Annotated in this window: 20 protein-coding genes; 9 read left to right on the forward strand and 11 right to left on the reverse strand. The window is 55.8% G+C overall.

Annotated features, from left to right (window positions below; genetic code table 11):
• Positions 1–121 precede the first annotated feature (121 nt).
• Both KP806_RS15915 and KP806_RS15920 read right to left on the reverse strand, forming a co-directional pair.
• Complete coding sequence (locus KP806_RS15915) at positions 122–2,350, reverse strand: YhgE/Pip domain-containing protein (protein ID WP_224724695.1); 2,229 nt, start codon at positions 2,348–2,350, stop codon at positions 122–124.
• A gap of 80 nt (positions 2,351–2,430) precedes the next feature.
• Positions 2,431–3,006 carry a TetR/AcrR family transcriptional regulator gene (locus KP806_RS15920; protein WP_224724696.1) on the reverse strand — a complete coding sequence of 192 codons (576 nt, stop codon included), beginning with the start codon at positions 3,004–3,006 and terminating at the stop codon, positions 2,431–2,433.
• Between the two features lie 600 nt (positions 3,007–3,606).
• Between KP806_RS15920 and KP806_RS15925 the strand changes: the two genes are divergently transcribed.
• The gene (locus tag KP806_RS15925; RefSeq protein WP_224724697.1) at positions 3,607–4,275 is read left to right on the forward strand and encodes a DUF559 domain-containing protein; all 669 of its coding nucleotides are present in this window, start codon (positions 3,607–3,609) and stop codon (positions 4,273–4,275) included.
• 581 nt (positions 4,276–4,856) lie between these two features.
• Positions 4,857–5,195, forward strand: a complete 339-nt coding sequence (gene ytxJ / locus KP806_RS15930) for a bacillithiol system redox-active protein YtxJ (protein WP_224724698.1) — start codon at positions 4,857–4,859, stop codon at positions 5,193–5,195.
• A 572-nt stretch (positions 5,196–5,767) separates the two neighbouring features.
• Here the strand turns inward: ytxJ and KP806_RS15935 are convergent.
• Entirely contained in the window at positions 5,768–7,177 is a 1,410-nt protein-coding gene (locus tag KP806_RS15935) for an amino acid permease (protein WP_224724773.1), read from the reverse strand.
• A 230-nt stretch (positions 7,178–7,407) separates the two neighbouring features.
• Here KP806_RS15935 and KP806_RS15940 point away from each other — a divergent pair, with 230 nt between their 5' ends.
• From KP806_RS15940 to KP806_RS15950, 3 genes are all read left to right on the forward strand, one after another.
• A complete protein-coding gene (locus KP806_RS15940; RefSeq protein WP_224724699.1) occupies positions 7,408–8,022 on the forward strand; it encodes a PH domain-containing protein in 615 nt (204 codons plus the stop codon).
• A 471-nt stretch (positions 8,023–8,493) separates the two neighbouring features.
• Entirely contained in the window at positions 8,494–9,204 is a 711-nt protein-coding gene (locus KP806_RS15945) for a winged helix-turn-helix domain-containing protein (protein ID WP_224724700.1), read from the forward strand.
• Positions 9,188–11,563 carry a sensor histidine kinase gene (locus tag KP806_RS15950; RefSeq protein ID WP_224724701.1) on the forward strand — a complete coding sequence of 792 codons (2,376 nt, stop codon included), beginning with the start codon at positions 9,188–9,190 and terminating at the stop codon, positions 11,561–11,563. The genes KP806_RS15945 and KP806_RS15950 overlap by 17 nt, the downstream gene beginning before the upstream one ends.
• Positions 11,564–11,681: 118 nt before the next feature.
• On the opposite strand, the gene KP806_RS15955 is transcribed toward KP806_RS15950, so the two are convergent.
• The 6 genes from KP806_RS15955 to KP806_RS15980 form a co-directional block, all read right to left on the reverse strand.
• Positions 11,682–13,697: a copper amine oxidase gene (locus KP806_RS15955; RefSeq protein ID WP_224724702.1), complete on the reverse strand. Its 2,016-nt coding sequence runs from the start codon at positions 13,695–13,697 to the stop codon at positions 11,682–11,684.
• A gap of 350 nt (positions 13,698–14,047) precedes the next feature.
• Positions 14,048–14,926, reverse strand: a complete 879-nt coding sequence (locus KP806_RS15960) for a hypothetical protein (protein WP_224724703.1) — start codon at positions 14,924–14,926, stop codon at positions 14,048–14,050.
• A gap of 1,026 nt (positions 14,927–15,952) precedes the next feature.
• Complete coding sequence (locus tag KP806_RS15965; protein WP_224724704.1) at positions 15,953–17,179, reverse strand: pyridoxal-phosphate-dependent aminotransferase family protein; 1,227 nt, start codon at positions 17,177–17,179, stop codon at positions 15,953–15,955.
• Positions 17,176–18,462 carry an allantoate deiminase gene (allC, locus tag KP806_RS15970; RefSeq protein ID WP_224724705.1) on the reverse strand — a complete coding sequence of 429 codons (1,287 nt, stop codon included), beginning with the start codon at positions 18,460–18,462 and terminating at the stop codon, positions 17,176–17,178. The genes KP806_RS15965 and allC overlap by 4 nt, the downstream gene beginning before the upstream one ends.
• A 15-nt stretch (positions 18,463–18,477) precedes the next feature.
• Positions 18,478–19,863 carry an allantoinase AllB gene (gene allB, locus KP806_RS15975; RefSeq protein WP_224724706.1) on the reverse strand — a complete coding sequence of 462 codons (1,386 nt, stop codon included), beginning with the start codon at positions 19,861–19,863 and terminating at the stop codon, positions 18,478–18,480.
• Positions 19,864–20,461: 598 nt separating this feature from the next.
• The gene (locus tag KP806_RS15980; protein ID WP_224724707.1) at positions 20,462–21,757 is read right to left on the reverse strand and encodes a YheC/YheD family protein; all 1,296 of its coding nucleotides are present in this window, start codon (positions 21,755–21,757) and stop codon (positions 20,462–20,464) included.
• A gap of 166 nt (positions 21,758–21,923) precedes the next feature.
• Here KP806_RS15980 and KP806_RS15985 point away from each other — a divergent pair, with 166 nt between their 5' ends.
• The 3 genes from KP806_RS15985 to KP806_RS15995 are packed head-to-tail and all read left to right on the forward strand — an operon-like array spanning position 21,924 to position 25,128.
• Positions 21,924–23,144, forward strand: coding sequence for a phenylacetate--CoA ligase family protein (locus KP806_RS15985; RefSeq protein WP_224724708.1), 1,221 nt, complete (start codon positions 21,924–21,926; stop codon positions 23,142–23,144).
• A gap of 11 nt (positions 23,145–23,155) precedes the next feature.
• Positions 23,156–24,121 (forward strand): 2,3-diaminopropionate biosynthesis protein SbnA, encoded by a 966-nt coding sequence (sbnA, locus tag KP806_RS15990; protein WP_263575726.1) that lies wholly within the window; start codon positions 23,156–23,158, stop codon positions 24,119–24,121.
• Positions 24,122–24,132: 11 nt separating this feature from the next.
• Positions 24,133–25,128 carry a 2,3-diaminopropionate biosynthesis protein SbnB gene (locus KP806_RS15995; RefSeq protein WP_397376408.1) on the forward strand — a complete coding sequence of 332 codons (996 nt, stop codon included), beginning with the start codon at positions 24,133–24,135 and terminating at the stop codon, positions 25,126–25,128.
• A 102-nt stretch (positions 25,129–25,230) separates the two neighbouring features.
• Here KP806_RS15995 and KP806_RS16000 read toward each other — a convergent pair whose 3' ends face one another.
• Complete coding sequence (locus KP806_RS16000) at positions 25,231–25,599, reverse strand: hypothetical protein (RefSeq protein ID WP_224724710.1); 369 nt, start codon at positions 25,597–25,599, stop codon at positions 25,231–25,233.
• Between the two features lie 240 nt (positions 25,600–25,839).
• Here KP806_RS16000 and KP806_RS16005 point away from each other — a divergent pair, with 240 nt between their 5' ends.
• Positions 25,840–26,244 (forward strand): DUF1761 domain-containing protein, encoded by a 405-nt coding sequence (locus tag KP806_RS16005; protein WP_224724711.1) that lies wholly within the window; start codon positions 25,840–25,842, stop codon positions 26,242–26,244.
• A gap of 92 nt (positions 26,245–26,336) precedes the next feature.
• Here the strand turns inward: KP806_RS16005 and KP806_RS16010 are convergent, their stop codons facing one another.
• Entirely contained in the window at positions 26,337–26,573 is a 237-nt protein-coding gene (locus tag KP806_RS16010; RefSeq protein ID WP_224724712.1) for a DUF6953 family protein, read from the reverse strand.
• Positions 26,574–26,588 lie beyond the last annotated feature (15 nt).

A 26,588-nucleotide genomic window follows, 5' to 3' on the forward strand; every position in this document is an offset into this window, starting at 1 on the left:
AGTTAACATCGCTAAAAAGCCGGCCAAAAGGCCGGCTTTGCATTGTATCGGATAATGCCGCCAGCAGGCGGCGTACGCAATGACGATGCACAAATTCAATGGCGAAACTCATTATGACGGATCAAGTCAATGCCGCCGCGGCCGGCTCTGCCCGGCTCTTCCGATGCGACATTGTAAAATAAACATAGGACAAGATGCCGAATAGAAGCGCGATCCCTGCCAGCGTAAGAGCATAGCCGCCCAGGGAGCTGAAGTCGCCGCTGGAAATAATGTCTCTAAGCCCCGCCACCGAGTAAGTCATCGGCAGGAACGGCGAGATCCGCTGCATCCAGCCCGGAACCAGCTCCAGCGGGAACGTGCCTGCGGAGCCTGTCAGCTGGAGGATCAGCACGATGACTGCAATGAACCGGCCCGGGTTGCCCATCGACGCCGCCAAAAACTGAATGATCATCATGAACGTAATGCTGGTCAGCACGCTAAAAGCCAGGAACAACCCCATGCTCTGCACCTCAAGCTTCAGCACATAGATGAGCGCCGCGTCGGCAATCAGCGCTTGGACCGTCCCGATCAGCGCCAGCGTCAGCGCTTTGCTCCAAAACCAGCTCCAGCCGCTCGCCGGACGAACCGCCGGTTCCTTAACGGAGTAAACAATCGTCAGCAGCATCGCTCCGACATAAAGCCCGAGCGACAGGAAGTAAGGGGCAAGCCCCGTACCGTAGTTGGTCACTTCGCTCACCTTCTCGACGTCGAGCTTGACCGGATCGGCGAACATGTCGACCATCGTATCCGTCAGCTTCAAATCGGACGTTTGCTCGGACGCTTCGCCCAGCTTGCCGGACAGCTCCTTCGTACCGTCCTCCAGCTTCAGCAGACCGGTCGCGACCTGCTGCGCGCCATCTTCAAGCTGTGCCGACCCGTCCGCAAAAGCAGCCGTGTTCGCCTCGAGCCTTTCGAGACCGGAAGATAGCGTAACGGCGCCGCTATTCAGCTGCTGCGCCCCTTCCGCCAGCTTCGACGCTCCCGCACCGGCTTCAGCCAGTTTGCCGCCAAACTGCTCCAGACCGCTGTCCAGCTTCGCTGCACCCGCCGCCAATTGCTCGCTTCCTGCCTGGAGCTCCTTTGCTCCCGCAGCGGCAGTCTGCAGCTTCGCATCGAAGGCACCAGAGCCTTCGGACAGCTTGCCGAGGCCGCCTTGCAGCTGCTTCGCTCCCGCGCTAAGCTTCGCCTGGCCGTCCGCGGATTGCTCCAGCCCCGCCGCCAGCTCCCTGCTCGCCTTCAGCGCAGCTGCGAAGCTGTCGCTGCCCGCCAGCTCCGGCTGCGCCTGCGCCAGCTTCGCCAGGCTATTCGCCAGCTCAGCCGCATTCCCGGCCAGCTGCTCTTCGCCCGCAGCCGCCGCAGCCAGCCCGCTCGCGAGCTGCGCCCCGCTTCGCTGCGCATCCTCCGCGCCCGCCGCCAGCTCGCCGCCAGCTCCGGACAGCCGCCCGAGCCCGTCCGCCAGCTCCGCGGCTCCGGTCCCGGCAGCTCCCGCGCCGTCCGCGAGCCCCGCGGCTCCGGCGGCCAGCTCCCGCTGCGCGGCCTGCAGCTGCGCCAGGCCGCTTGCGAGCGAGGACGCGCCGTCCGTCAGTCCGGCGCTTCCCCCTGCCAGCTCCGCGCCGCCTTCGCTCAGCTTCGCCGCACCTTCCTGCAGCGCCAGCGATCCGCTTGCGAGCTTGGCGAGATTTTGCTCGACGAGCGCCGCACCGTCCTGCGCCTTCGCGGTGCCGTCGGCGATTTCGCCCGCCCCGTCGCTTGCTTGGCCGATTCCGCCGGCCAGCTCCTCCATCCGCTCGAACACGGTTCGCGCGTACGCCGACGTCACTTCCTTGTTCAGCTCGGCTTTCATCGTGTCGACCGCTTTGCTTCCGATCTGCGAAGCGAGGTAGTTGTAGCTCTCGTTCGCGAGGTACGTCAGCTGCGCCGGATTCGGCTCGTCCGAGGAGAGGGAGGCGGTTTTTTCCGAAAAATCGGCCGGAATTTCGAGCGCCATATAATAGCTATGGTCGGCGATCCCGGCCTCCGCTTCCTGCTTGCTGACGAAATGCCAGTCGAAGGCTTCGTTTTCTTTTAGCTCTTCCGCAAAATCGTCTCCGATATGCATCGTTTTGCCGTTTGCTTCATACCCTTCGTCGGCGTTGACGATCGCGACCGGCATGTTGTCCAGATGTCCGTACGGGTCCCAAAACGCCCCCAAAAACATCGAAGAATACATGACCGGAATCATCAATACGCCCGTGACGGACACGAGGAGTTTTTTGTTCCGCGCAATGCCGGACAATTCCTCGCCAAACTGCTTGAACCCTCTGAACTTCAAAACGCCCACTCTCCTATTTTTGTTCTTATTGACTATTTTCGTCATTCGGTCATTTTATCGTGTAAAAAAAGGCATCCAGCCTATTCTGGAGCCAAACCTTCCTTCATATAAAATCTCAAATGCGCGGCGACTTGCTGTTTGCTGAGCGGCTCGTGCGTTTTTTTCCAATCGACCGTCAGCGCCATGTACAGTCTCAGCATGACGAACGCGGTCAGCTCCGGATCGCATGGCTTGATCTCCCCTTTACCGATGGCCGACTGCACCTGCTGCCTGATGTATCCGACGACAGCCCTCTCGATCTGGTTCAGCCCTTCCTGCGCCATCGGCGTGCCGATCTCGCGCACCTCCTGCGACAGCTTCAGCGCCAGCTCATGCTCCTCCCGAAAATCCAGCAGTTCCTCAAGCGCCGCATTCAAATTATCGAAAAAACCTCTGTCCGGGCTGATAACCCGCTCCGCCACCTGCTTCATTTCCGTGAGCAGCCGCTTCATGATTTCGTGGAACAGCTCTTCTTTATTCGTAAAAAAAGTATAAATCGTGCCTTTGCCGACATTCGCGATCTTCGCCACCTGATCCATCGTCGTCGCCTTATAGCCAAACAGCGCAAACGACTTCGCCGCCGCATCCACGACCTGCTGCCTCCGATCCACCGCCATTCCGTCACCTCCATGAAACTGACCAAAAAACCAATTCGGTCATTTCGACTGAAACCATCATAGCACTTTGGGTTGGGTTATGCAACGGTTCGTCTGTCCTTGAAGGCCTTCGATAAGGCCTTCAATAAGGCCTTCGATATGGCCTTCAATAAGGCCTTCGATATGGCCTTTGATAAGGCCTTCGACCATGATCATAACTGGATTTCTTACAGCTAATTTCCCCCTTCTCGACGATTTTTACTTTTTAACTGGATTCCCTGTATCTATTTCTTCTTCTATAGCCGTTTTCCTTAGAAAAACTTAAATTTATATACAATGAATCCAGGTATTTATTGCCTGCTCCACTTTACTCCAAAATTAACAGCATAAAATACAGGTACTCATTACGCTCGATCAGCTATGCAGCCTTGCTACACACAGATTTTTCAATAACGCTCCCTTAAATACGGGCCAATCTTCGCATCACCTCCCTACTTTCCCCTTGCCTTTCAGCATCAAATTCTATACTCTACTATTAGAGACGAAGAACGTCCCGTTAACACTCAAACGAGTGGAAACGGGACGTTTTTGCGTTCGCTTATTTTAGAGGAGGACGGATATATGAGTTTCGAGAAAGCACATGCCTTATTTATGAAAGGTCATCTGGACCGAAGGTCCGGTGAGCGTCGGGGACGTCTGGAAAGAGGACATTTACATGCGGAACAGCTGTTTCTAAAAAACATCTGGTGGGAGCTTCACGGACATTTTGAACATCTTCATCCCGAGTATGAAGTATTGGACTGGCGCGGCAGGTCATATTTCGCAGATTTCGCTTGGTTGCGGGGGCCCTTAAAACTAATAATCGAAATCAAGGGTTACGCTGCGCATGTTCGTGACATGGACCGGCAAAAATACTGCAACGAGCTGAATCGCGAAACCTTTCTGCGGGCGATGGGCTGGCACGTCATATCCTTTGCGTACGACGATGTCGAGCAGCGACCCGAGCTATGCATCAGTCTGCTTCGGATGTTGCTTAGCCATTACGCTCCCGAACGCATGCCGTCTTCAGACACGTTTCCGTGGGAAAAGGAAATGATCCGGCTCGCTATCAGCCTGACACGACCAATCAGGCCTAAGGATGTTTCGGACTATTTTAAGTATGACCACCGGACAGCGGTTGCCAAGCTCAAGAAACTCAGCGAGAAAAAGTGGCTCATCCCTGCCTACGGTAAAACTGGAACACGTGTTGTGCGCTACGAGCTTGCCAAAGATGTTTTGAGTTATTTTTGAGTTTATTTTTGAGTTACTTGAGTGCTGAGTGCTTCCGGCGGTGGCTGGTACGGAAATGGTTATGGAGTTTGTTTCTTACGCGCAACGCACCTCCATTTACCGTTTCCTTCTAGTTGGTGCCACACGCGATAACTGGATTTTGTGTATCTATTTTCGGGTTTTTGGGAGGTGGAGGCAAATTAACTGGAAAATGTGTATCTAAAACTCCTGAGCATCGATGTTTCCTGGATTAGTGCCAATTTATATACAACTAGTCCAGCTATTTCAGACTCCTCCGTGAATCCCAGTAAATTAACAGCGTAAAATACAGTTACTCGCATGCCACTGGGCTTCGCCGGATAGCACCGCTTCCGTTATTGGCACGCCTTACGCTCCGCCGGATAGCACCGCTTCCGTTATTGGCATGCCTTACGCTCCACCGGATAGCACCGCTTCCGCTATCCGCACGCCTTACGCTCCGCCGGATAGCACTGCAACAGATACCCGTCTCCTCCCGGGATGACTTTACCCGGACAAAAGCGCTATAATGGACATAGTTACTTACTATTAACTGCTACGCAGTCCAAAAGGAGCGTTAACCTATGTCCTACAAAGAAATTACGTCAGCCGACGAATGGAATACCCTGTTTGACAACTCGACGGATCGTCCGCTTGTTATATTCAAGCACAGCACCACCTGCCCGGTCAGCGCAAATGCACTCCAGGAGTTCAACAACTATCTGGATGGAGCGCCGCGTGAAGATGTAGAATATGCTCTTGTTAAAGTGATCGAGTCCCGTCCCGTTTCCAACCAAATCGCCGAAGATACGGCCGTAAAGCATGAATCGCCGCAAATCATCTACATCGACAAAAAAGCAAAAGTATGGACCGCTTCGCATTGGTCCGTAACGAAAGCCCATATTTCCGCCGTTTTGGACTAATTGGAACGAACAGCAGCAGCTTGCGTCAAAAAACGCAAGCTGCTGCATTTTCAGCGCCGCCTCTTAAAAGCTCCAGCCACCTCGCCGCCGCAGTGCGCAGGAGCTGGTGCCTTTTTTTGTGTCACCAACTTATCTGGAACGTTAACTTTCACGCAGCACAACTGGATTTAATGCCTTTATTTTTAGTCCATCGTACTAATTTCAGAAAATAACTGGATTCCACGTATCTAAATCGGACTTTTTTGCTCACATAGAGTGATTTCTTCATTTTTTATACATGAAATACATTTATTATTCTCGAGCTGGGGGAAAACCCGATTTTAAATGTACTTAATCCAGTTAATCAGTTACCTCGGTTACTTAGGTTATTTCAGTTAGCCAAACAGCAGCCCAAGCAGTCCATTCAGTCCTTCAAACAGCAGATCAAGCAGTCCATTCAGTCCGTCAAACAGTCACTCTCTCCCCACTCACCAGCTATCCCGTTTACCCGCCCGCCAGAGCAGCAAACCGCCATTATCAACCCCCAGTTAGTCTGAATCTGCGAATCACACCAGCGGGCGGACTTGCTGCGCCTACGTCCTCGTCTCCCGTGTCTCCCCCATCCCCTCCGTTTCCAGCCGGCACTCGGCCAGCGTAAGCATCCGCGTCCGGCGCTTCCATTTGTGTCCGAGGTAGAACACCAAAAACAGCGGGATGCCGACGTAAGACGCGACGATATACGCCCAGTCGATCCGGCCGTCGTCGAGCGCGCCGATGAACTGCCCGCCGATAACGATCAGGCAGAGCAGCATGGCGAGCAGCGGGCCGAACGGGAACCACTTCGCCCGGTAGGGCAGCTCGTCGAGGCTGTGTCCCTGCGCGGCGAACGCCCGCCGGAAACGGTAATGGCTGACCGCGATGCCCAGCCAGACGATGAAACCCGACATGCCTGATGCGTTAAGCAGCCAGACATAGACGACGCCGTCGCCGAAGAAGGAGGCCAGGAAGGCGAACAGCCCAAGCGCGGCCGTCACCAGCAGCGAAGCGACGGGAATGCCGCGTTCGTTCAGCCGGGCGAGAAAACGCGGCGCCTTCCCCTCCCTCGCGAGTACCCACAGCATCCGGGTCGAGGCGTACATGCCCGAGTTGCCGGCCGACAGCACCGAGGTCAGAATGACGGCATTCATGACGGAAGCCGCGACGGCGAGGCCCGCTTTTTCGAAAACGATCGTAAACGGACTCGTCGAAATATCGCTGCTCGCGATTTGCTCGTTCGTATGCGGGATGAGCAGGCCGATGAGCAGAATCGCCAGGATGTAGAATAACAGAATCCGCCAAAAAATCGACCGGATCGCGCGGGGAATGCTGTCTCGGGGATTCTCGCTTTCACCCGCCGCCACCCCGATCAGCTCCGTTCCCTGGAACGAGAAGCCGGCCGCCATAAACACGCCGAGCGTCGCCAGAAAGCCCGCCGGAAACGGATTGTCCGTCAGATTGCGAAAGCCGGTCGCTTCCCCGTTCCAAATGCCGAATACCATCAGCAGGCCCAGGGCGATGAAGACGATGACCGTTACAATTTTGATCATGGCGAACCAATATTCCGATTCCCCGAAGCCCTTCACGGACAGCAGGTTAAGACCCAGCATTAGCAGCAGAAACACGCCGCTCCACAGGATCGACGGGCTGTTCGGGAACCAGAACTTCATGATCAGCGTGGCAGCCGACAGCTCGGCGGCTATCGTGATCGCCCAATTGTACCAGTAGTTCCAGCCCAGCGCGAAGCCGAGCGACGGATCGACAAAGCGGGCGGCATACGTGCTGAACGTGCCGGACACCGGCATGTACGTAGCCATCTCCCCCAAACTCGTCATCAGAAAATACACCATCACCCCGATCAGAGCATAAGCCAGCAGCGCCCCGCCGGGACCCGCCGAGTGAATCGCACCACCGCTCGCAAGAAAAAGCCCCGTGCCGATTGAGCCGCCGAGCGAAATCATCGTCATATGTCTGGCTTTAAGCCCTCTGCGCAGCGTTGTTGCGCCTTCGTTTGTTCCGCTCACCTGATTGCACACTCCATTCTGTCCCGCCGTAAGCGCTTCTTCGGACGGATGTATGACCTCAGTTTGCTAAATTTTCCGTTTTTTATCCATCTAACGGCCTATCATAAGAATGAAATTCCAATATATAATGAGTAGGTATTGATTTTTTATCCGATTTTGAAAGGAATGGTACGATGTTCGGAAAATTGGCTGCCGACGCGCTCGGGCTCAGCGACATCGGCTCGGTAATCAAGCCGGCGGATTACAGCAAGGTTGATTCAGACGATTACGTTATGCACGAAGACAATGAGAAAATTTATTTTCTGATCAAATCGAAAACCGACGAATATTGCTTCACGAACCTGGCACTCATTCATCTTGACGGCACCAGCGCAATGAGCAAAAAACGGACCTTAAGACGTTACACCTACAGCGCGAATCCGATCTCCCAGGTAGCTTTGGAAACGGCGGGCACCGTCGACCTGGACGTAGAAATCAAGTTTACCATCGGCCCTGTCGCCCTCTCCATCGACATCAACAAGAAGCATATCGAAGAAGTAAAGGACCTGTACAAGGCGCTGATCAAAATCTCCGAAATTACCCGCGAGAACGAGATCACCCTTGAATACGCGCGGCGCAGTCTCGACATGGCGTCCAGCACGCTCCAGCAGATTCACAAAGGCGACTTCAACGTGGTCGACCAGTTCGACGGCCTGAACAAATCCGCTTTCAACTGGCTCGTGAACTCGCATAAGCAGTATCGGATCAAGGATTTCGGCTCGATTTTCGAGCGTTATATCAATAACTGATCAAGCGTAAACGGCTGACGTCGTCCTTTGGAGGCTCAGCACACGTTTCGCGAAAATCAATTTACGGATGTGAAACTTATAAATTCTTATCCTTAAGTAAGGACCGGCGCTTCGGCGCTGGTCTTTTTTTATTGCGTGAAGATAGCGCTCGGAAAAATAACTGGATTCGATGTATATAAATCGTTGAGAAACGTGAAGTTGGCGGAAATAGCTGGATTCGATGTATTTAATTCGAATGACTCCTTCCTATTTGCGGTTTTACCCGGATTTAGATACACAAAATCCATTTATTTCAGTGGAACGAGGCAGATCTCTAAAATTAAATGGATGAAATCCAGTTGTCGTCACACAGTTCACCTGGCTTATGTCATATTACCTCACATAAACATTGCGCAAATCTGACTTCCGCGTTTATAGTAAAAGTAAAAGAATAATAGCCAAAGCGAACGACGCGGAAAGAGGTGGATGCGGGTGCCGGGAGAACTTATTTTGACGGTGGATGACGAGATCAGAATCGGCGAGCTCATCGGGATGTATCTAGGCAAGGACGGCTTTCGCCATGTGACCGCGACCAGCGGCAGGCAGGCGATCGAGCTGACCGAGAACGAGCAGCCGTCACTGATTGTGCTGGATGTGCTGCTGCCCGACATGGAAGGGTACGAGCTGTGCGCAAGGCTGCGGCAAAAGACGGATGTGCCGATCGTCTTCCTCACCTGCAAGGATACCGAAATCGATAAAGTCGTAGGACTCAGCGTCGGGGCCGACGACTATGTAAGCAAGCCGTTCAGCCCGGTCGAGCTCGTTGCCCGTATCAAGGCGCAGCTTCGCCGCAGCCGGATCGCCGGGAACAAGCAGGCGGAGGAGCAGCCATCTTCGGTCCTCTCGTCCAGACATTTGCGCCTGCGGATCGATGCCCATGAAGCCTACGCGGATGGCAAGCGGATCGAGCTGTCGGCGAAGGAGTTTCAGCTGCTCGCCTATTTGATGCAGAACGCCCGCCAGGTAATGACGGCTGAACGTCTGCTCAGCCACATTTGGGGTTATGACAGCAGCCTCGACACGAAGACGCTTCAAGTACATATCGGGAATCTCCGCAAAAAAATCGAACCCAATCCTTCCTCGCCGACGCGGATCGTTACGATCAGGGGAATCGGCTATAAATTCGATGACCCCGTTCAATAGGCTGAAAGCGCTCGTCCGGCCGCGAACCTTCGCCATTCAAATGCTTGCCGCCATGCTGGCCGTCTCCTTGATCCCGCTTCTTTTGCTGTCCGCGGTCGCGGGTCAGACGGTGAACACGCAGCTGGAGCATTTTAACGAGCTTAACACCGCCTTCACCGAAAAAAATTTCATCAGCATGTACGAAGCCAACCTGCAGGAGCAAGTTCGTGCCATCGATACCGAGCTGCGCCTCGTCGAAGATGCCGTTCTGCTTGCCAAAGCGATGGCCGAATCAATTTTTGCCCGAGAGGAGTCCCGGGACGCCGTCCCTCTAACCTTCGTCTACGACGCGAAGATGCAGCGCTTTACGGAGAAGAACGGCGACGGCAAAGGTGTCATCTCCATCCGCACAACCAATCGAACGAAGACGCCTACGGCCGAGCAAGCCTACGATTTGGCGCTCAGCAAGGAGCTGTTCCCGCTGTTCCAATCCGAAGCGGCGCGGAAGCCGAATGTTGTCTCGATCTACTACATCCACCCAAAGTCCGGCTCTTTTTACTATCCGGAGTATACAGGCCCCGGAGCGCAGGAGACGCCAAAGCCGATTCTGCCGCTTACCTCTTACAGCTTTTATACCGATGCGCTGAGCGTCAGGCCGAAGCATAACCGGGTGGCATGGACGAAGCCGTATCTGGACATTACGCCGCGCGGCTGGATGTTCACGGCTACCGCCCCCGTCTATGACGAACGCCGAGTGCTGCGCGGGGTTGTGGCCGCCGACGTTACCATCGACCGGTTCGTGAACAATGTGCTCGATACCCGGTTCGGGGATGAGAACGGCTTCGCCCTGCTGCTGGACCGGGACCGGGAAGTGATTGCAGCCCAGCAGCACGGGGACAAGCAGCTTTCACAGCTGGACCTGGCCGAGCTGTTCAGTGACGACACCTTGAACAGCTACAGGAGAATGAAGCTGGGCGCTGAACAAAAGGTCGTCTTCAGCCGATCCATCCCGACGACCGACTGGATTCTCGGCTATATAATCCCCGAGGGCAAGCTGCTGGAGCCGATCCACTCGGCAAGCGAGGCGCTTTCGGAGCAAACGAAGAAAAAGCTTGTTCTGCAGCTGTCTATGCTCGGATTGCTTTCGGTCTGTTTAAGCATTTTGCTGGCTTTTTATTTGCGTTCGAAGGTTTCCCGGCCGGTCAAAATGCTGGCAGTCGCCTTCGCGGAAATGGGCGAAGGCCAATTCGCCGCCGCTCCGCTGCATGATACGCGAACGCTTGAATTCAACCGGCTGCTGCATGCGTTCAACCGGATGTCGCTCCGAATCCGCGAGCTGATGGAGGAGCAGAGCGGGCTGAATCAGCGGCTGGAGCAGAAGGTGGAGCTCCGGACGGAGGAGCTTCGCGACATGAACAACGAGCTGGAGCGGCGGGTCGAGGAACTGCTTCGTCTGGAGCGCTGGCGCAAGGAGCTGTTCATGAACATCTCCCACGACCTGAAAACACCGATCACACTTATTCGCGGATATATCGAGGCGATCAACGACGGCACGATTCCCGCGGCGGAGACCGGCCGGTATTTGCGAAGGATCTATGAGGATATCCAAACGATCAATCAGTTCGTCCGTAACCTGAGTGAGCTGAGCCTGCTGGAAACGAGGCAGCTGGGAGCGGCGTTCAGTCTTATCGACGCCGATGCCTTCTTTGCCGAATCGGCCCGGAAATGGGACGCCTTCATGAAGCTGGAGCGCAGGCCGTTCAAGGCCGGTCGGCGCGAAGGTGATGGCGAAGGCATAAGCAGAAGAAAGGGCGTTGTTGAGAGGGCGCTTTTCGGTGGCGAGACTACGGCGGATGACGGGGATTTTGGCTTCAGCGGAACCTTATCCAATGGCGTGGCGCTGTACGATGGTGAGACAGCGGTCCGGCCTGCCGGCAGCAGCTCCATCGGGCTGTCACACGGCTTAGGCCGCTCAGCTGCCCCAGCTCGCCGCCTGATTTATGGCGATGCCCATCTCATCGGCCGCGTGATCGATAATCTGATCGATAACGCGCTTAAATATTCGGATCAGGGCAGCCCAATCACCTTCGAATACGAGCTGACGAACGGGGCTGTCGCCTTTCACGTAATCGACTTCGGCAGCGGCATTCCGGAGGAGGACCTGCCTTACGTGTTCCATTCGTTTTACCGCATCGATAAATCCCGCAACAGCGGCATCCCCGGCAGCGGCCTCGGCCTGTCCATCGCCAAGGAAATTGCCGACATGCACGGCGGCAGCTTGTCCGTCAGGCGCGGGAAGCGCTTGGCAGACGGGCAGGGACCGGGCTGCATGTTCACCCTGACGCTTCCGCTCGTTTCCTCCGAACGAGATGACCATTAGAATGCAGAATTCGTACAATATGCGGTCTGAGCGTCTTTTTTGTCCATTAGAAAACAAACGACGTCCAAGCAAAAAGCCCAGCCATCCCCGGTATGGGGACAACTGGGCTTACTCAAATCTATTCGCTTGCAGCAACCTCGGGCAAATCAAGAGTCGGCGTTTCGTTGAAGAAGTTGAACGGCTTGATCATCGCGGTGACCCATTCCGTCGGCATGATCGGGAACTCCTCCGCACGCATGACGTGCGTCGTCCCCGTCGTCAGCCAAACAACCGTGTCCTTGTTCTTGATGTTCCGGTTCTGCTGCGTCCACAGTCCAAGACCGGTGTCGGTGTTGTGCGTCGTGTACTTTCCTTCCGAATAAAGCTCATCCTTCTTGTATGGCGTAACCCAAATATGATTATTAATGAATTCCGCTCGTTTCAGTACATAGTCCGTTTTCGTAAACAGCGGCTCCTCCATGAACGGATGAGTGCCTCCCGCGTAAGGCATGACTTGGTAGCCGGTCGCGTAGCCGAGCTTGTTCTCTTTCGACGTATTAGTGACGAGCACGATTTTGTCCGGGTCGAACTTCTGAATGGCATCCTGCTCCGTTTTGTACGTTTTTTCTACGGTAATCATTTCGCTGCGGGCGAACTCCGGATCGGCCACCGTGACCGCTTTAGGCAAAATCTCGCCCACCGAGTTCGAAAGACCGTCAACGTCCATATCCAGCCTGTAGCTAAAAATATGCTGGTGAGTCGGAGCGACGATATTCGTATCTACCAGCTTGCCGTTGCGCGTGTCCTTGCCCGCTGTCAGGTCGTCCATCGTTTTGGTTTTCACCGCTTTGACCTGAGCGAGGCCTGTTGCGCCGGCCATCAGCTTGATGGAGCCGTTTTGCAGGAAGACCCAATCCAGCACATAATCGTAGTTGCCGATCGTGGCGATTGTGCGGAGCACGAGCTCGCGGCGCTCTCTCGCATCGCCGTTATGCGACCATTCCGGGTCGGCGTAACGCTCGAACAGCGCAAACGTGTTTTTGATGACCGTCGCTTTGCCTTCCGTATTGTTCACTGCGGCGTCGAACAGCGTCGCGTTCGCAGGCACGTCCGAGCCCACGTTCAACGTGCGGGTGGACAAGCCTACGCCGTATTCGCCGGCGTCCATAAAAATTTTGTACAGCCATGCCGGATCCGGATCGCCGTAAGGCACCATCATGCCGCCGAGGCCGCCTTCGTACATAATTTTCCGCTTTTCGCCGTTCTCCGTGTACGAAACCGTCGATACCATCGGACCGACGCGCGGGTCCAGGCGGAAATGGAACTTCCAGTTTTGCCAGTCGACCATTGTGCCCTTCACGGAGAAGCTGGCGCCTTCCGGCTGCGAGATGATCAGCGGCTTGATTTCGTCGGTCCGCTTCGTCTTGATCACCTTCGAATAATCGTTCAGGTCGGTCGGAACCGGAGGATTGCCTGTTTCGTAGATTTTGAGCACTTTTTTCGCATTCAGATCAACGAGAAAGGCCAGTCCGTCCATCGGGTGAGCAAAATGGTTGACCGCTCCCTCCACTTTCGGACGTGGAACCGACATCGCCAGTCGGGAGCCCGGCGGCGTCAGCTCGGGGCCGTAATCGCCAAGCGGGCCGTCCGCGAACGTCACCTTGCTCAAATCGGTAATGCCGTGTCTCGCCAGTGCGGCTACGGCGTCTTTGTCCGCTTCGACGATGGCCTCGGTTTGCCCCCATTCGGTATAAAACGGCCAGCCCTGCTTGACCTCTTTCCAGTAAGTGATCTTGTCCGTATCCAGGTTAACCGTGCCTTCGTACGGCTTACTCCCTTTAATGAGCGTAAAAGTCGCCTCCCGCGGAAGCTTTTTCCCTCCCTTATCGTCCCAATCCCACACTTTCTTCTTATCCGGCTCCTGAAGCTTAATCTCGGAAAAATACATATCGGCGCTGCCGTACTGCGAGCTTCGGATGATTTTTGAGGCTTCTTCGATTTCTTGCGGAGTGAGCGGATTCAGTGGATGGTAGACGATTTTCTCCACTTCCGCGGCGCTCAGGCGGTCCAGCCCGAAAGCCCCCGGAAAAAGATTAACAGATCCAATAACGACAGATGCGGCAATGACGGTTACAAGCAGCTTTTTCTTCTTCATCGTTTCCCTCCATTATCTATTCTCTGTTCTGCTCTGCTGGCACATCCCGGACACATGACCATCGCATCCCCCGTTTCCGTTTGTTTATGTTAGCTACTCTAACACGCACAGGTAATAACGAAAGGCGGTTCAGGTAAAGGGAACTTAAGATGTTTCTCCGGTTTGGGTAAAATATAAAGCCGCCGCGGGGATCGAAGCTGAGCCTTAGACTTAGACGTTTCACGAAGTCTGCGGGCAGACCAGGCTAAGTCTAATCCTATTCCCGCGCCTCCTTGTCGCGCCATTCCGCCCAAAAAAAGCCCGCCGGCCTTTTGAAGGCCAGCAGGCTTTGTGAATTGGCGGAGCGGATGCTAGACATTGATGACAAACGGGACGACGAACGTTTTGCCTCTCCGCTGAAACTGTCCCCACAGCTTGTACTTGCCGCTCCCCGGAAAGCTCACCCCGAACGCGGCCTGCGGTCCCGATGATGCCCAGTTAAGCGGATGGATATGGAGGAAGTGCTCCGTCGACTCATGAATCGCAACCGCATGGCCTACCGCTCCGAGGTACAGCTCCAGATCCTTGATCGGCTCGCCCGTCTCCTCGTCGGTAAACGTATACGTCATGCTCGTTGCCGACTGCGGCGCCGGTGCATCTTCAAATTCCAGTGTCACCTTCATTCCTTCCACGCTGGCAGTCAGCGTCTCGCTAGGCTGAAGCGGTTCCGGCTCGGGCGGTTGCCCAAGGACCGTCATCTGGTCCGATCGGGTCAGCTCGTTCATCCCTGCCGGCTGAAAATCCGCGTAGATCTTGTAATCGCCGCTTGTCGGGAACACAACCGGGAGCTCGAACGCGCCTTCCCCATTGTATTCCGGATGAACGTGCTGAAAATGCTGCAAATCCGAGCTCACAATGATCAGGTGCATCAGTTTCTCATTGGTAACAGCAAATTCATTGACCGGCCGGCCCTCTCCATTCGAGATCTTTATTGCCAATAACGCTGGCGAACCCGCTTGCGGCTTTCCTTCCGGCCACGAAGGCGTCAGTCTTATCGTTTTCTCCGCCTCCGTCTCGCTTCCCGGCCCCGCATGGCGGTGAGCCAGCGACAAAGCATACGGATCGAGAAACGGATCCGACAAATCCTCCGAAGCAGCCGGCCTTCCTCCCCCCTGCAGTAGAAAAACCGCCGCCAACGCCAGCATAAACCCCGACAGCAGCAGCGTCCATTTGTATTTTATCATTGTCATGACTTCATCCCCCTCGCCCCGCACTGGTGCACCATCCTCTCACCCTCGGGATGTTATGAAGCTATTGTATAGATCGGGGGTAAACCTGGCGGAGAGACAAGGTAAAGTGAAAGTAAAGTTTATTTAAAATCTATGCTTACATACTCCGCATCCTTCTGCCCGCTCCATCGCCCCCACCACTTCTTCTATGTAAAAAAACCTCACGACGGCTATCAAGAGCAGGCAGGGCATATCCTTTTTTCTTCTTTGCTTCAATCTCCCTACGGCTCAGGAACTTCACGCTACAGCTCGGGGCCTTTTCGCCTCCTAATCTTCACCGGATCCCTGGGGCATACCGTGTTTATCTACTTTGATTCACTCTCCCCTCGGCTCAAGAACTTCACGCTCTAGCCCGGAGCATTTTTTTGACTCCTAATCTTGCCCGGCTCCACAGGTGTATACCCTGTTATCCATCTTTGCTTCAATCTCCCAACGGCTCAGGAACTCAGTCACTCTCCACAAAAAGTAAGCACTACACAATCTTCCTCCAGTCCCGATCCACAAACTAGTACGCTACCTGAGCTGATGGGAGAGTAGGCAAAAGAAGAAAAGAAGCATGCACTGTCCCCCGCTCCTCCGACATCTCAACCTCTACTCCAAGTGACTCGTTCTGAGCCGATGGGAGAGTGAGCAAAAGAAGAAAAGAAGCATGCACTATCCCCACTCTCCTGCCGACGACTCAACCTTTCTCACGCGACTCATCCTGAGCCGATAGGAGAGTGGGCAAAAGAAAAAAGAAGCATGCACTATCCCCATGCTCCTCCGACATCTCAACCTCTACTCCAAGTGACTCATCCTGAGCCGATGGGAGAGTGAGCAAAAGAAAAATATAAACAGTAAGGTTACGGAGCCAGGGACGAGGGCAGGGCAGGCCGGAGTTCATCCACTCAAAGTGCAATTTGCACGTTAATACGAGTGGATAGGGTCAGTAGACGCTTGCGTTTTGTACCCGGCTCCGCAGACGCTAATTAAACAGATTCAGGCCTTTTACTTATACACATCCATCGCCGCCTGGACGGCTAGGCCCGCCTCCAGCTGGTGGCCGTGGCGGATGAGGGAAGCTTCGAGAGCGCCTAAAGCAAGGAGCACGTTTCGTCTGCTGCAGCTGTAACCCATCGTGCCGATGCGCCAGATTTTGCCCTTCAGAGGACCGAAGGAGCTGGCGATCTCGATGCCGAACTGCTCGAGCAGCATCGCTCTTACCGATTCGCCGTCTATGCCGGGCGGTATTTCGATGCAGGTAACGACGGGCATTTTGCAGGACGGGTCGCCGTACAGGCTGAGACCCATCGCTTCGAGACCGGCAACCAATGCTATTTCGTGCAAGCGATGCCGGGCAAAACGCGCCTCCAGCCCTTCTTCGAGCACGAGCCGAAGCCCCTCGCGGAGCGCGTACAGCATCGAGGTCGCTTCCGTGTGATGATTAAGGCGGGCCGGGCTCCAATAATCCTGCAGCTGGCTCAAATCGAGGTAGTTGCTCTGAATGGGATGCAGCGGCGGGTTCACCCCTCCCACGCCCGGGGGAAGCAAACCCTGCTCGATTTTTTTGCGCCTCAGCAGCTTGGCTTCCGCCCGCTTATTATACGTAACAGGCGCCATTCCCGCCGGCACGGACAAGCATTTTTGCGTACCGCCGATCACGGCGTCGAGCAGCAGGCGATCCGTCGCCACCTCAATGCCGCCGATGGTCGCGACTGCATCTACAACAAGCAGCGCATCGATCTCGCGGCACACTTGTCCTACGCCTTCAAGCGGCTGTATCCGCCCTGTGGACGTCTCCCCGTGCACGACGGCGACCAGCTTCGGCCGATGCTGACGGATCGCGGACTCGAGCTCCGCCAAGTCAAAGACATAGCCCCATTCCTTCTCGAGCGTTACGACCTCCGCGCCGCAGCGCTTTGCAATTTCGGTCAGCAAATGGCCGAAGCGCCCGTAGATCGGGACGAGCACTTTATCCCCCGGCTCGATCAAACCGACGAGCACCGCCTCGATGCCGGAGCGGGACGTTCCGTCCACCGGATAAGCCCATTCATTATCGGTCATGAACAGCTTCCGGAGCATTCCCATCGTTTCGTTCATCAGCGCCGTAAATTCAGGGTCGAACTGCCCCAGTATAGGAAAGGACATTGCCCGCAGCACTCGCGGATCCACCTCGACCGGTCCCGGCGTCATAATGGTGCGCGGGGACGGCGACAAATCCCTGTAAGCCTTCATAACCCTTCCTCCTCGTAGCCCAATCTGTAAAGCAGCTCCGTCAGCACCAGTACCCCGACGGCAAGCTCGCGCGGCTCCGTAAATTCGTCCGGCGAATGAGAAATGCCGCGCCTGCTCGGCACGAACAGCATCGCCGCCTTGCCTGTATGGCCGAACATTTGCGCATCGTGCCCGGCTCCGCTCACCATCCGCTTCGAAGCAATTCCCAGCCGGCCGCATATGTCATCCATTTGGCGCTTGAGCGTATCATTCATTGGCACGGGCTTCTCCCGGAACCATTCCGAGCCCCGAATATCCAGCTGCCGATCCTCCGCCAGCCGGGTAAACGCACGCATCACCCAATCGCAAAAGCGTTCCAGCTCCCCTTCATCGGAATGGCGCGCATCTACCGTAAACACGACCTTACCGGGGACGACATTAGGCACGTTCGGATAGGTCTGCAGCCGGCCGACCGTCGCGACGAGAGGAGCGCCGAGCCTGACGGCCTCCAAGCGCATAGCCTGGATCATTGCGCTAACGCCATCCAATGCATCCTTACGCATATGCATCGGAGTCGTTCCCGCATGGTTCGATTCCCCGGTCACCTCGAATTCCAATCTCCGCTGGCCGACAATCGTGTCGACCACTCCGATTGCCAGTCCCTCGGTTTCCAGCACCGCACCCTGCTCGATATGCACCTCGACAAAGGCCGCGATATCCGTCCGCCGGCTGTCGCGATGCGTCCCTTCCCCGAAGCCGCATCGCTGCATAGCATCCGCAAACAACACCCCCTGCGGATCCTGCAGACCGGAAATTTGCTCAAAGGTCCGCTGGCCCGTGATGCTGCCGGAGCCCCAATAGGCTAGCGGAAACCGGCTTCCCTCTTCTTCGCAAAAGGATACAAGCTCCAGCGTCCGCTTCGGTCTGCCGTATTGCCGCTGCAAATAATCCAGCGCCAGAAGCCCGGCCGCGATGCCGTAAGCTCCGTCGTATTTGCCGCCCTGAACGACCGTATCGATATGAGAGCCCGTCAGGACAGACGGGAACGCAGTATTTTCCCCTTGCAGCTTGCCAAATAAATTACCGACCGAATCAAACTCCGTTTCAAGGCCGAAGCCGGTCATTTTTTGAGCTAATGCCCGCTGCGTTTCCAGCCAGCCATCGGAATAGAGAAGCCTCGTAATACCGCCGTTTTCATCCGGGCTATAGGAAGCGAGCCAATCCAGCACTTGAATGACGTTCGTCTCAAAATAAGCGAGCAGCTTCTCCTTTTCCTGCGGATGAGAAAGTATACCCCGCTCCATAGCCGCCCCTCCCCACTAGTTAGCGCCGTTCCAGCGAATCCATTGCCCCTTCGGCGTCCCGCCGGGCGCCTGGCCCTCCCGGTAAATCGGCTGTCCGCCGAGATAAGCAGCTGTAATTTTGCAATGCATGAGCTCTCCTATATAAGGACTATGCTTGTGGCGATGGTATAAATGTTTTTCCTCCAAAATATACGGTTTGTTCAAATCGATCAGCACGAAATCCGCGGCGGCGCCCAGCCGGATTTCTCCTTTATCCGCATCCAGTCCGAAGCGTTTGGCCGGAGCGCCCGACAACAGACGGCTTAAGAGCGGCAGCGGAATGCCGCGCTTCACGTGGCCTTCGCCAACGACTAGCTCGACGGAGCTTTGCGCACCCGCAATTCCGCCCCAAGCGTCGAAAAAATTTTCCGCATTTTTCATAGACACCGGACAGGGGGAATGATCGGACGAGATCATATCGATTTCCCCGGCAGCAACGGCCGCCCACAGCAGCTCGCGTTCCGGCTCTTCGCGAAGCGGCGGCGAGCACTTGGCGACGGCCCCTTTGCGCTCCAGATCGCCGGCCGACAGCTTCAAATAGTGCGGGCACGTTTCCAGCGTGACGTCAACTCCGCGGCTGCGAGCGTCATTGATCGTTCTCACGCCGGCTTCGCTGCTGATGTGGACAAAATGCAGCTTGCAGCCGGTTTGCCCGGCGTAGAACAACGCTCGGTTAATGGCTTCCAGCTCGGCGATAACCGGCCTCGAAGCAACGTAATCCGCCGGCGACAGGCGTCCTTCCGCACGCATCGCCGCGCCGAGCCTCGATACGATCGGCTCGCTCTCCGCATGCAGTGCCAGCACTTTGCCCAGGCCGGCTATTATTTTCATTCCCTCAAGCAGCGTATAGTCGTCAACCTCGCGAAAGGCGTCTTCACCGGGGTCGCCCGTGTAAGACATAAAAGCTTTGAAGCCGATAACTCCGGCCTCGTGCAGCGGCTGCAGCTCGTGCAATTTTCCGGGCACCAGCCCGCCCCACAGAGCGTAATCGGCATGCGACCGGTTTTGCGCGGCAGCCAGTTTTTGATGCAGTGCGGCTGCCGTTACGGTCGGAGGAATGCCGTTCAGCGGCATGTCGATGTAGGTCGTGCAGCCGCCGGCCGCCAGCGCAGCGGAGCCGCTCTCGAAGCCTTCCCATTCACCGAGGCCCGGCTCATTCAAATGGACATGAGCGTCAATCATTCCCGCCATAACCGTAAGCCCTTCGGCCGATACCGTCCGGGCGGCATCATCCCCGCGCAAGGAATCGCCCAGCTGGACGATTCGCCCGTCTCTCACGCCGATATCCAGTATCCGCACCTCATCTTTTAGTACGACGCTGCCCTTTTGGATAATCAAATCCAGCCTATCCGCTGCTCCCATCCGAATCCCCGCCTCTCCGGTCGTCTGCTCAATCCCCTTATCTCTACTCTATGTATGCGATGAACTGATTAACGTAGCGAATTTGCCGTCGCAAGTTTCGGCATACCTCCTGCCTCCTGCTTGTCTCATTTGTTTGTCAACTTATCTGACACAAATCAATGTTATAACTACATCATAAACGGATTTCGATCCCTTGTCATGATGTCATTAGGCAAATATAGCGTTAATTCATTGAAGTGTCTTTGAGCTGCTCATTGTACATGTAATCTAAGTTGACGTAATGTTTGGAGGGTACACCGTAAAAAGGCCACAAAGCTGACCCAAAAAACAAAAGACTCACCGGCCGGGACCTTCGTGATCCCGCGGTGAGCCTTGGTTTCCGCACTGCCTTTCCATTATTACTCCGACTATGCGTTATCTACTCAGCCTGCAGGACGGTTTGCGCTGCATTGCCTTCCTCAGCCTTTGCTGCTTCCTTATCTTCGGCGTTATGCTTCCTAATCCTCAGCCTTTGCTGTTTCCTTATCTTCGTTCAACCTTTGTTGCTCCTAATCCTCGGCTTTACTGCTTCCTAATCCCCGGCTTTGCTGTCGCCTAATCAGCGCTGCAGCCCCCGCTTCGCTTTCGTGCAGTTCAGACGGTACGTCCTTCCGTACGCCTTGCCGTAGCGGACGATACGGCGAAGCATCGTCTGGTCGGGCAGCAGCGAGAACGGGCAAGGATCCGGCACCGTGTTGACTTCCAGAATCCATGGCTTCAAATTCCGGTCCAGCGCCAAATCCAGGCCGATCTCTACGATGCCGGGGTAAGCGCTGTACAGGCGCTTGACCGTATCGATGCCGATCCGATCCATCCGGCCCAGCAACTCCCGGCGCGCCTTCGGGGATGCGTACGGCTTCAGCAGGTAGGCCGTCGGATAGATGCTGCCCCCTTGGCTGCCGTTCGTCACAATCTTGCCCGGGTGGGCGACCCGGCCGACCGTTCCCGTCGCCTCCCAGCCGCCTTGAGGCTTGCGCTGCACCATGAGGCGGATATCAAACGGAAGCCCCTTATACTTCAGCAGGTGAATCCCTTTTTGCACCAAATAGTTCTCGCCTTGCGTGTCCTTCATCAGCGAGCGGTAAAACGCGTCGTAGGACTCAAACTTCCTGCGGTTTCTCCCGAGCTGGTAGGCATAGCTCCGCTTGGAAGCGCCTTTGCCGCCCTGACTCAGCAGCTCCGCCTTTATGACACCGCGTCCAAGCGAGCCGCGGGTAGGCTTCACATACACCATTCCGTATAGCTGCAGCATGCTGCTTAGGCTGTCCTTAGTCAGCATTTTGGTCAGCGGCACGTAACCGCGCACCTTCTCGTCCCTAAGCAGCACAAGCGTCTTGGACCATTTGTCCGCAATTCTCCGCTTTCCGGCCGCTTGTGCCGCCGGTTTTCCGATTTTCCCAGTCGCAACGGCGTTAGCGGCAGCTCCGAATTTTTTGACCGTGCCAGCTTGATTGGCTGCTCCGCCTTGTTTCAGCGCAATGAGCTTACTCGCCGCTCCGCTTTTTTTCGCAGCGCCGGCTTTGCCATTAGCGCCGACTTGATCGGCAGCACCGAACCTCCCGTGCGGAGCAGCATTCGCGGACTTTTTCACATCCCTGCTTTTTAAGGCATTTCCGCTCTTTTTGGCATATTCGCCTTTATCGGCCGCCTTCGTTTTTTTCGAGCTTCCGTTTTCCCCTGTCCTGCGAACTTTTTTGGCTTTAATCGTTTTTCCTGAATACCTGCTTTTTGCTTTTTTGAATTTCCCGCTTTTCCTGCGCCTGCCTGTTATCCCGGCCCGTCCGGCTTTCCTCGTTTTGTCGGCTCCCGCCTTTCCGGCCTTCCCGGCCTTCGCGATTCTTCTTTTCCTACTCAAGCTATCCCTCCGCTCCAAGCCTGTTTACCATCTCTATCAGCATACGGCGCATTTGCAAAAATGGATTTAGGCCGCTGTCGTCATAACCCGAACCTGAACGCCGCCGCGACATAAGCTTAAGTAATCCATTCCTTCGGGAGTTCTGGCACGAGGAGGCAAAACACGCATGACAAGCATAAATCCGCTCCGGCGGCAAATCGGGCGCATCTCCCGCCTGCACCCCTGGTACGGCAAGCTGCTGGAGGAAAAAGGGGTCGATCCGCTCGAGGCGGAGCTGTCCGACCTGCCGCTCATGACCGCCGACGTTCTGGACGCGAATTATTACACGCCTGAGCCGCGGACGGAAGCCGGTCTTTCGGTGTACCGGACGTCGGGCACGTCGTCAGGCATCCGCAAAGCGATCTATTACTCGCAGGAAGATGACGAAAGCTATATAGCCGCCAAAACAGCCTGCTTCCGCCAATGGCTGGAGCAGGACGCATTGCCCGTGCGCACAGCGCTGGCGGACATGGGGACGGGCCACGCCGCCAGCACGGCGATGACGATTTTCGGCCGGCTCGGCCTGCAGGCGGATTCGCTATCCTTCGCCCTCCCCGTTCAGGAGCACATCCGCCGGTTAACGTCGTTCCGGCCGGAGCTGCTATATACGATGCCGTCGATCCTCGACTCGATCGCGGCTGCCGCTCCGGAGCCGCGCGCCTTCGGCATCCGCAAAATCATCCTCGTCGGTGAAATCGCCACGCCTCTCTGGCAGGAAAACATGGCGGCCCGGTTCGGCATCGGTGCCGGAGATATTATGGACACGTACGGATCCATCGAGATCGGAGCGATCGCTTCTTACTCTCATGAGCTTGGATTGTACGTGTTGGATGAATCGCTTCACGCGGAAGCTCTGCCCCCCGCGCAAATCGACCCCCGGCTCGGCGAGCTGGCGCCGGGTGAAGCTGTGCTCGTGCTGACCTCCTTCGTACGTTCGATGTTTCCCGCCATCCGTTACGTCACCTACGACGTCGTGCGGGATTTCCGGATGATCGAAATCGGCGGCCGGCGGAGGCAGTGCTTCAGCTGCATCTCCAAGCGCGTCGGCCCCGACCTGAAGCACGGCGAGAAAATCAGCATCTACGATATCGAAAGCGTCGTTCACCGGTTTGCTGCCGATGCGGAGCTTCGGGTCAGGCTGAAGGACAACAAGCTGTCCGTCCATATCCGCAGCCGCACCCTGAGCGAGGACACGCTTGAACACATCGGGCACGCCCTGGAGCATAAAATACCGGAAATCGGCCAAATGATCCAAAACCGCATGCTGTCCGGCATATCCGTCACGCTTGCGGCCGAGGAGGAACAGCTGGAACGCGGAGCTGTGAAATCTAAAAAATTGTATTTTTGAAAGGGGTGCGGATGCCTGTGGAAAATGATTTTCTATCGATCATCGGCCATACCCCGCTCATCCGGCTGTCAAGGCTGTTCGCGGGGGACCGCGGCATCAAGGTATATGGAAAGCTGGAGCTGCTGAATCCGAACGGCAGCGCGAAGGACCGTTCCGCCAGCAGAATCATCGAAACGGCCTGGAAGGACGGCCTGATCGGACCCGGCTCCGTCATCGTGGAATCAAGCTCCGGCAATATGGCGATCAGCCTGGCCGCGATATGCTCGTATTTGGGCATGCGCTTCATCAGCGTCATCGACCCCAAAACAACCGAGCAGAACATCCGGATCATGAAGGCTTACGGGGCTGAAATCGAGCTCGTATCGGAGCCGGACGAGAAGACGGGCGAGTTTTTGCCGGCAAGGCTGAACCGCGTCCAGCAGCTGCTCGGGACAATTCCGAAAAGCTTCTGGCCGAACCAGTACGCCAACGAAAACAACTACCTTTCCCACAGTGAAGGGACGATGCGCGAAATTGTGGAGGAGCTCGGCCAAGTCCATCTCGTCGTCGGCGGCGTCAGCACCTGCGGCACCATGCTGGGCTGTGCCAGCTACGTGAAGGAGCATGCGCTGGCAACGAAGATCGCAGCCGTCGATGCGGCGGGGAGCGTAATTTTCGGAAAGGAAAAGGGGATGCGTCTGTTTCCCGGTCTCGGAGCCGGCATCGTGCCCCCGTTCGGACAAACGCCTTTTATGGATTACGCCTTTAACGTAACCGACCGGGATATGGTGATCGGATGCCGGGAGCTCGTGAAGAAAGAGTCGATTCTGGCCGGTCCATCTTCGGGAGCGGTCGTCTCCGCTTTGAAACTGCTCGAGGATGAGCTGCCGGACGGCGCGGTATGCGCCATCATTTTGCACGACCGCGGCGAACGCTACATGGATACGGTCTATAACGACGAATGGGTCGAAGCGCGGTTCGGGAAAAATATTTTATAAGCGAAAGGGTTATGCGATTGTTATATCTCAACGATGAACATATCAGGGCCATCGGTCTGGACTGGGGCGAGCTGGTCGACAGCATGGAAACGGCGGTACGGATTATGGATTCGGGAGATTACGCTCAGCCGCTTAAGCCTTACCTTCGCTACCGGAATCCGCGGAACCGCATCATCGCCATGCCTGCCTATGCCGGCGGCCCGATGCAGGCGGCGGGCATCAAATGGATCGCCAGCTTCCCCGGCAATCTCGATGCGGGTCTGCCGCGCGCACACAGCGTCACGCTGCTGAACAAGGCGGACACCGGCGTCCCTTACGCGATGCTGAATACGCCGCTTCCCAGCGCGGCCAGGACCGCAGCGGTTAGCGGCCTTATGATCCGCCACTATTTGAAAGCCCGCGGCGCCGGACATCTTCTCCGGCTGGGCATTATCGGCTTCGGCCCCGTCGGCCGCCTTCACTATGATATGTGCTGCCGGCTGTACGGCGACCGTCTTGACCGGGTGTCGGTCTATGACATTCGCGGCTCCAGACCGGGAATGGACAGTCCCGAGCTGGCAGGCACCGCCCCGGAGCTTCGAAAGCTGACAATGCATGCTGGCAGCTGGCAGGAGCTCTATGACGAATCCGATCTCGTCATCACCTGCACGGTCAGCAGCGAACGGTATATCGACAGGCCTCCCGCCTCCGGCACTCTGCTGCTGGACGTTTCGCTCCGGGATTTCAAGGCGTCCGCCATCAGCGGCGTCAAAGCGGTGATCGTCGACGATTGGCTCGAGGTATGCCGCGAAAATACCGATATCGAGCTGCTTCACAAGGAGCACGGCCTGGAGCAAGCCGGCACCCGCTCGATCGCGGATGTCGTATGCCGCGGCGCATTGGCCGATTTTCCGCAGGAGGAGCCCGTTCTATTCTGCCCGATGGGGATGGCCGTCTTCGACATTGCCGTCGCTCATCACATGGTTATGCGTGCGGAAGCTCTTGGAATCGGAATCAGGCTTCCTTAAGCGTAAAGACTCTTTATTAAACAAATAAACCGGCACGGAATTCTTCCGGCCGGTTTATTTAATATCCATCTATAACAACCAACGACCTGTACCCGATTGCGATCAAGCCGATTTGCCCAGCCGGTTAACGACAGTGGTGAAGAGCTTCGCTTGGCTGTCTGCTCCGGATGCGGCTTTATCTGCGGATTTCAACGACTCCGTAAGCTCCATGAACCAAGCTTCGTCCCAGGTAGCAAGCGCCATATCGATCATATTCTGGACAAGCTGCGGATCCTCCAGCGTAGTATCCGGCACTCTTTTGATCCACGACGCCCGTACGGCTACGGTATTTCCGACTCTTTCCTCATTGTCCGACTTTACAACATGTACGGTTACAATCCCTTGCAGCATATCAATCGTCTCGATAAAGCCGTGAATCAGCTCGCCGTCCGTCGTTCTGCCTTGCACCCAATCGCTAATGTTCATATTCATCCTTCTGCACCACCTGTCCGTAAATTTCGTCCCTTGTAACTGTAACAATTCTCGATACACTTATTATACACGCTTCAATCGAATCTGAAACGTCTTGCCGTGTTTCATACTGTAAGTATAATAGTTACAGTTAAAATTGTCAAGATACGCAAAAGATTTGGGCACCATACTAACGCGGAGAGCGGCTGTTTGGTAATATAGAAATTGCTTGTACATATCTAAAGGGGGAAATTGTGAGCGATGGATTTTACAGAGGTTAATTACTGGGCAGTTTTGTTGGCAACCGTATCGACCATGCTTCTGGGCTTCTTGTGGTATTCCCCGGTATTACTAGGCAATGCTTGGATGAAACAGCGCGGCTTGAAAAAAGAAGACATCTCCGGCGGAGGATCCGCCACCTACATCCTGACCGCATTGACCGCGCTCGGCGGATCCTTCCTGCTCGCCTTGCTGCTGACGCTGGGAGACGGAGCTACGATGGGAGGCGGTCTTCTCGTCGGACTTCTGGTCGGGATCAGCATCGCGCTCAAAATCGGCATGAATTACTTGTTCGAAGGCCAGAAGCTTGGCTTGTACTTCATCACGATCGGCTATCATATCGTATCGTACGCAGCAGCCGGCCTCATCATCGGCTGTATGCAGTAACGGTAGCCGGCCGCAGCCGGCGGTGAATGCGCGCTTGAAGCGACCGTAGTTTGTTCCGCCGGCTTTGTGGACCGCCTTTTCCGTTCCCTCTTCTAGCTCCAGCCCCAAAAGAAGCCGTCCCGCTCCCAGGCCGCTTTGCCCCGGTGCAGCTTACGGAACGCTTTTTTCACTTCCTTGTCGATCGATTGATTGCCGTGCTCATTCACATAAATAAACGATTCGCCAAAATGGCTCCTGATATGCTCGACCGCAGCCGCTTGATGGAGAATCCCCTTTTCCTTCACCTCGTTAAGCATCCACTCCGCTACCTGATCGGCGGTGTATGTCAATGCGCCCACTCCCTT

This window comes from Paenibacillus vietnamensis, from assembly GCF_020169515.1.
Taxonomy (GTDB): Bacteria; Bacillota; Bacilli; order Paenibacillales; family Paenibacillaceae; genus Pristimantibacillus; species Pristimantibacillus vietnamensis.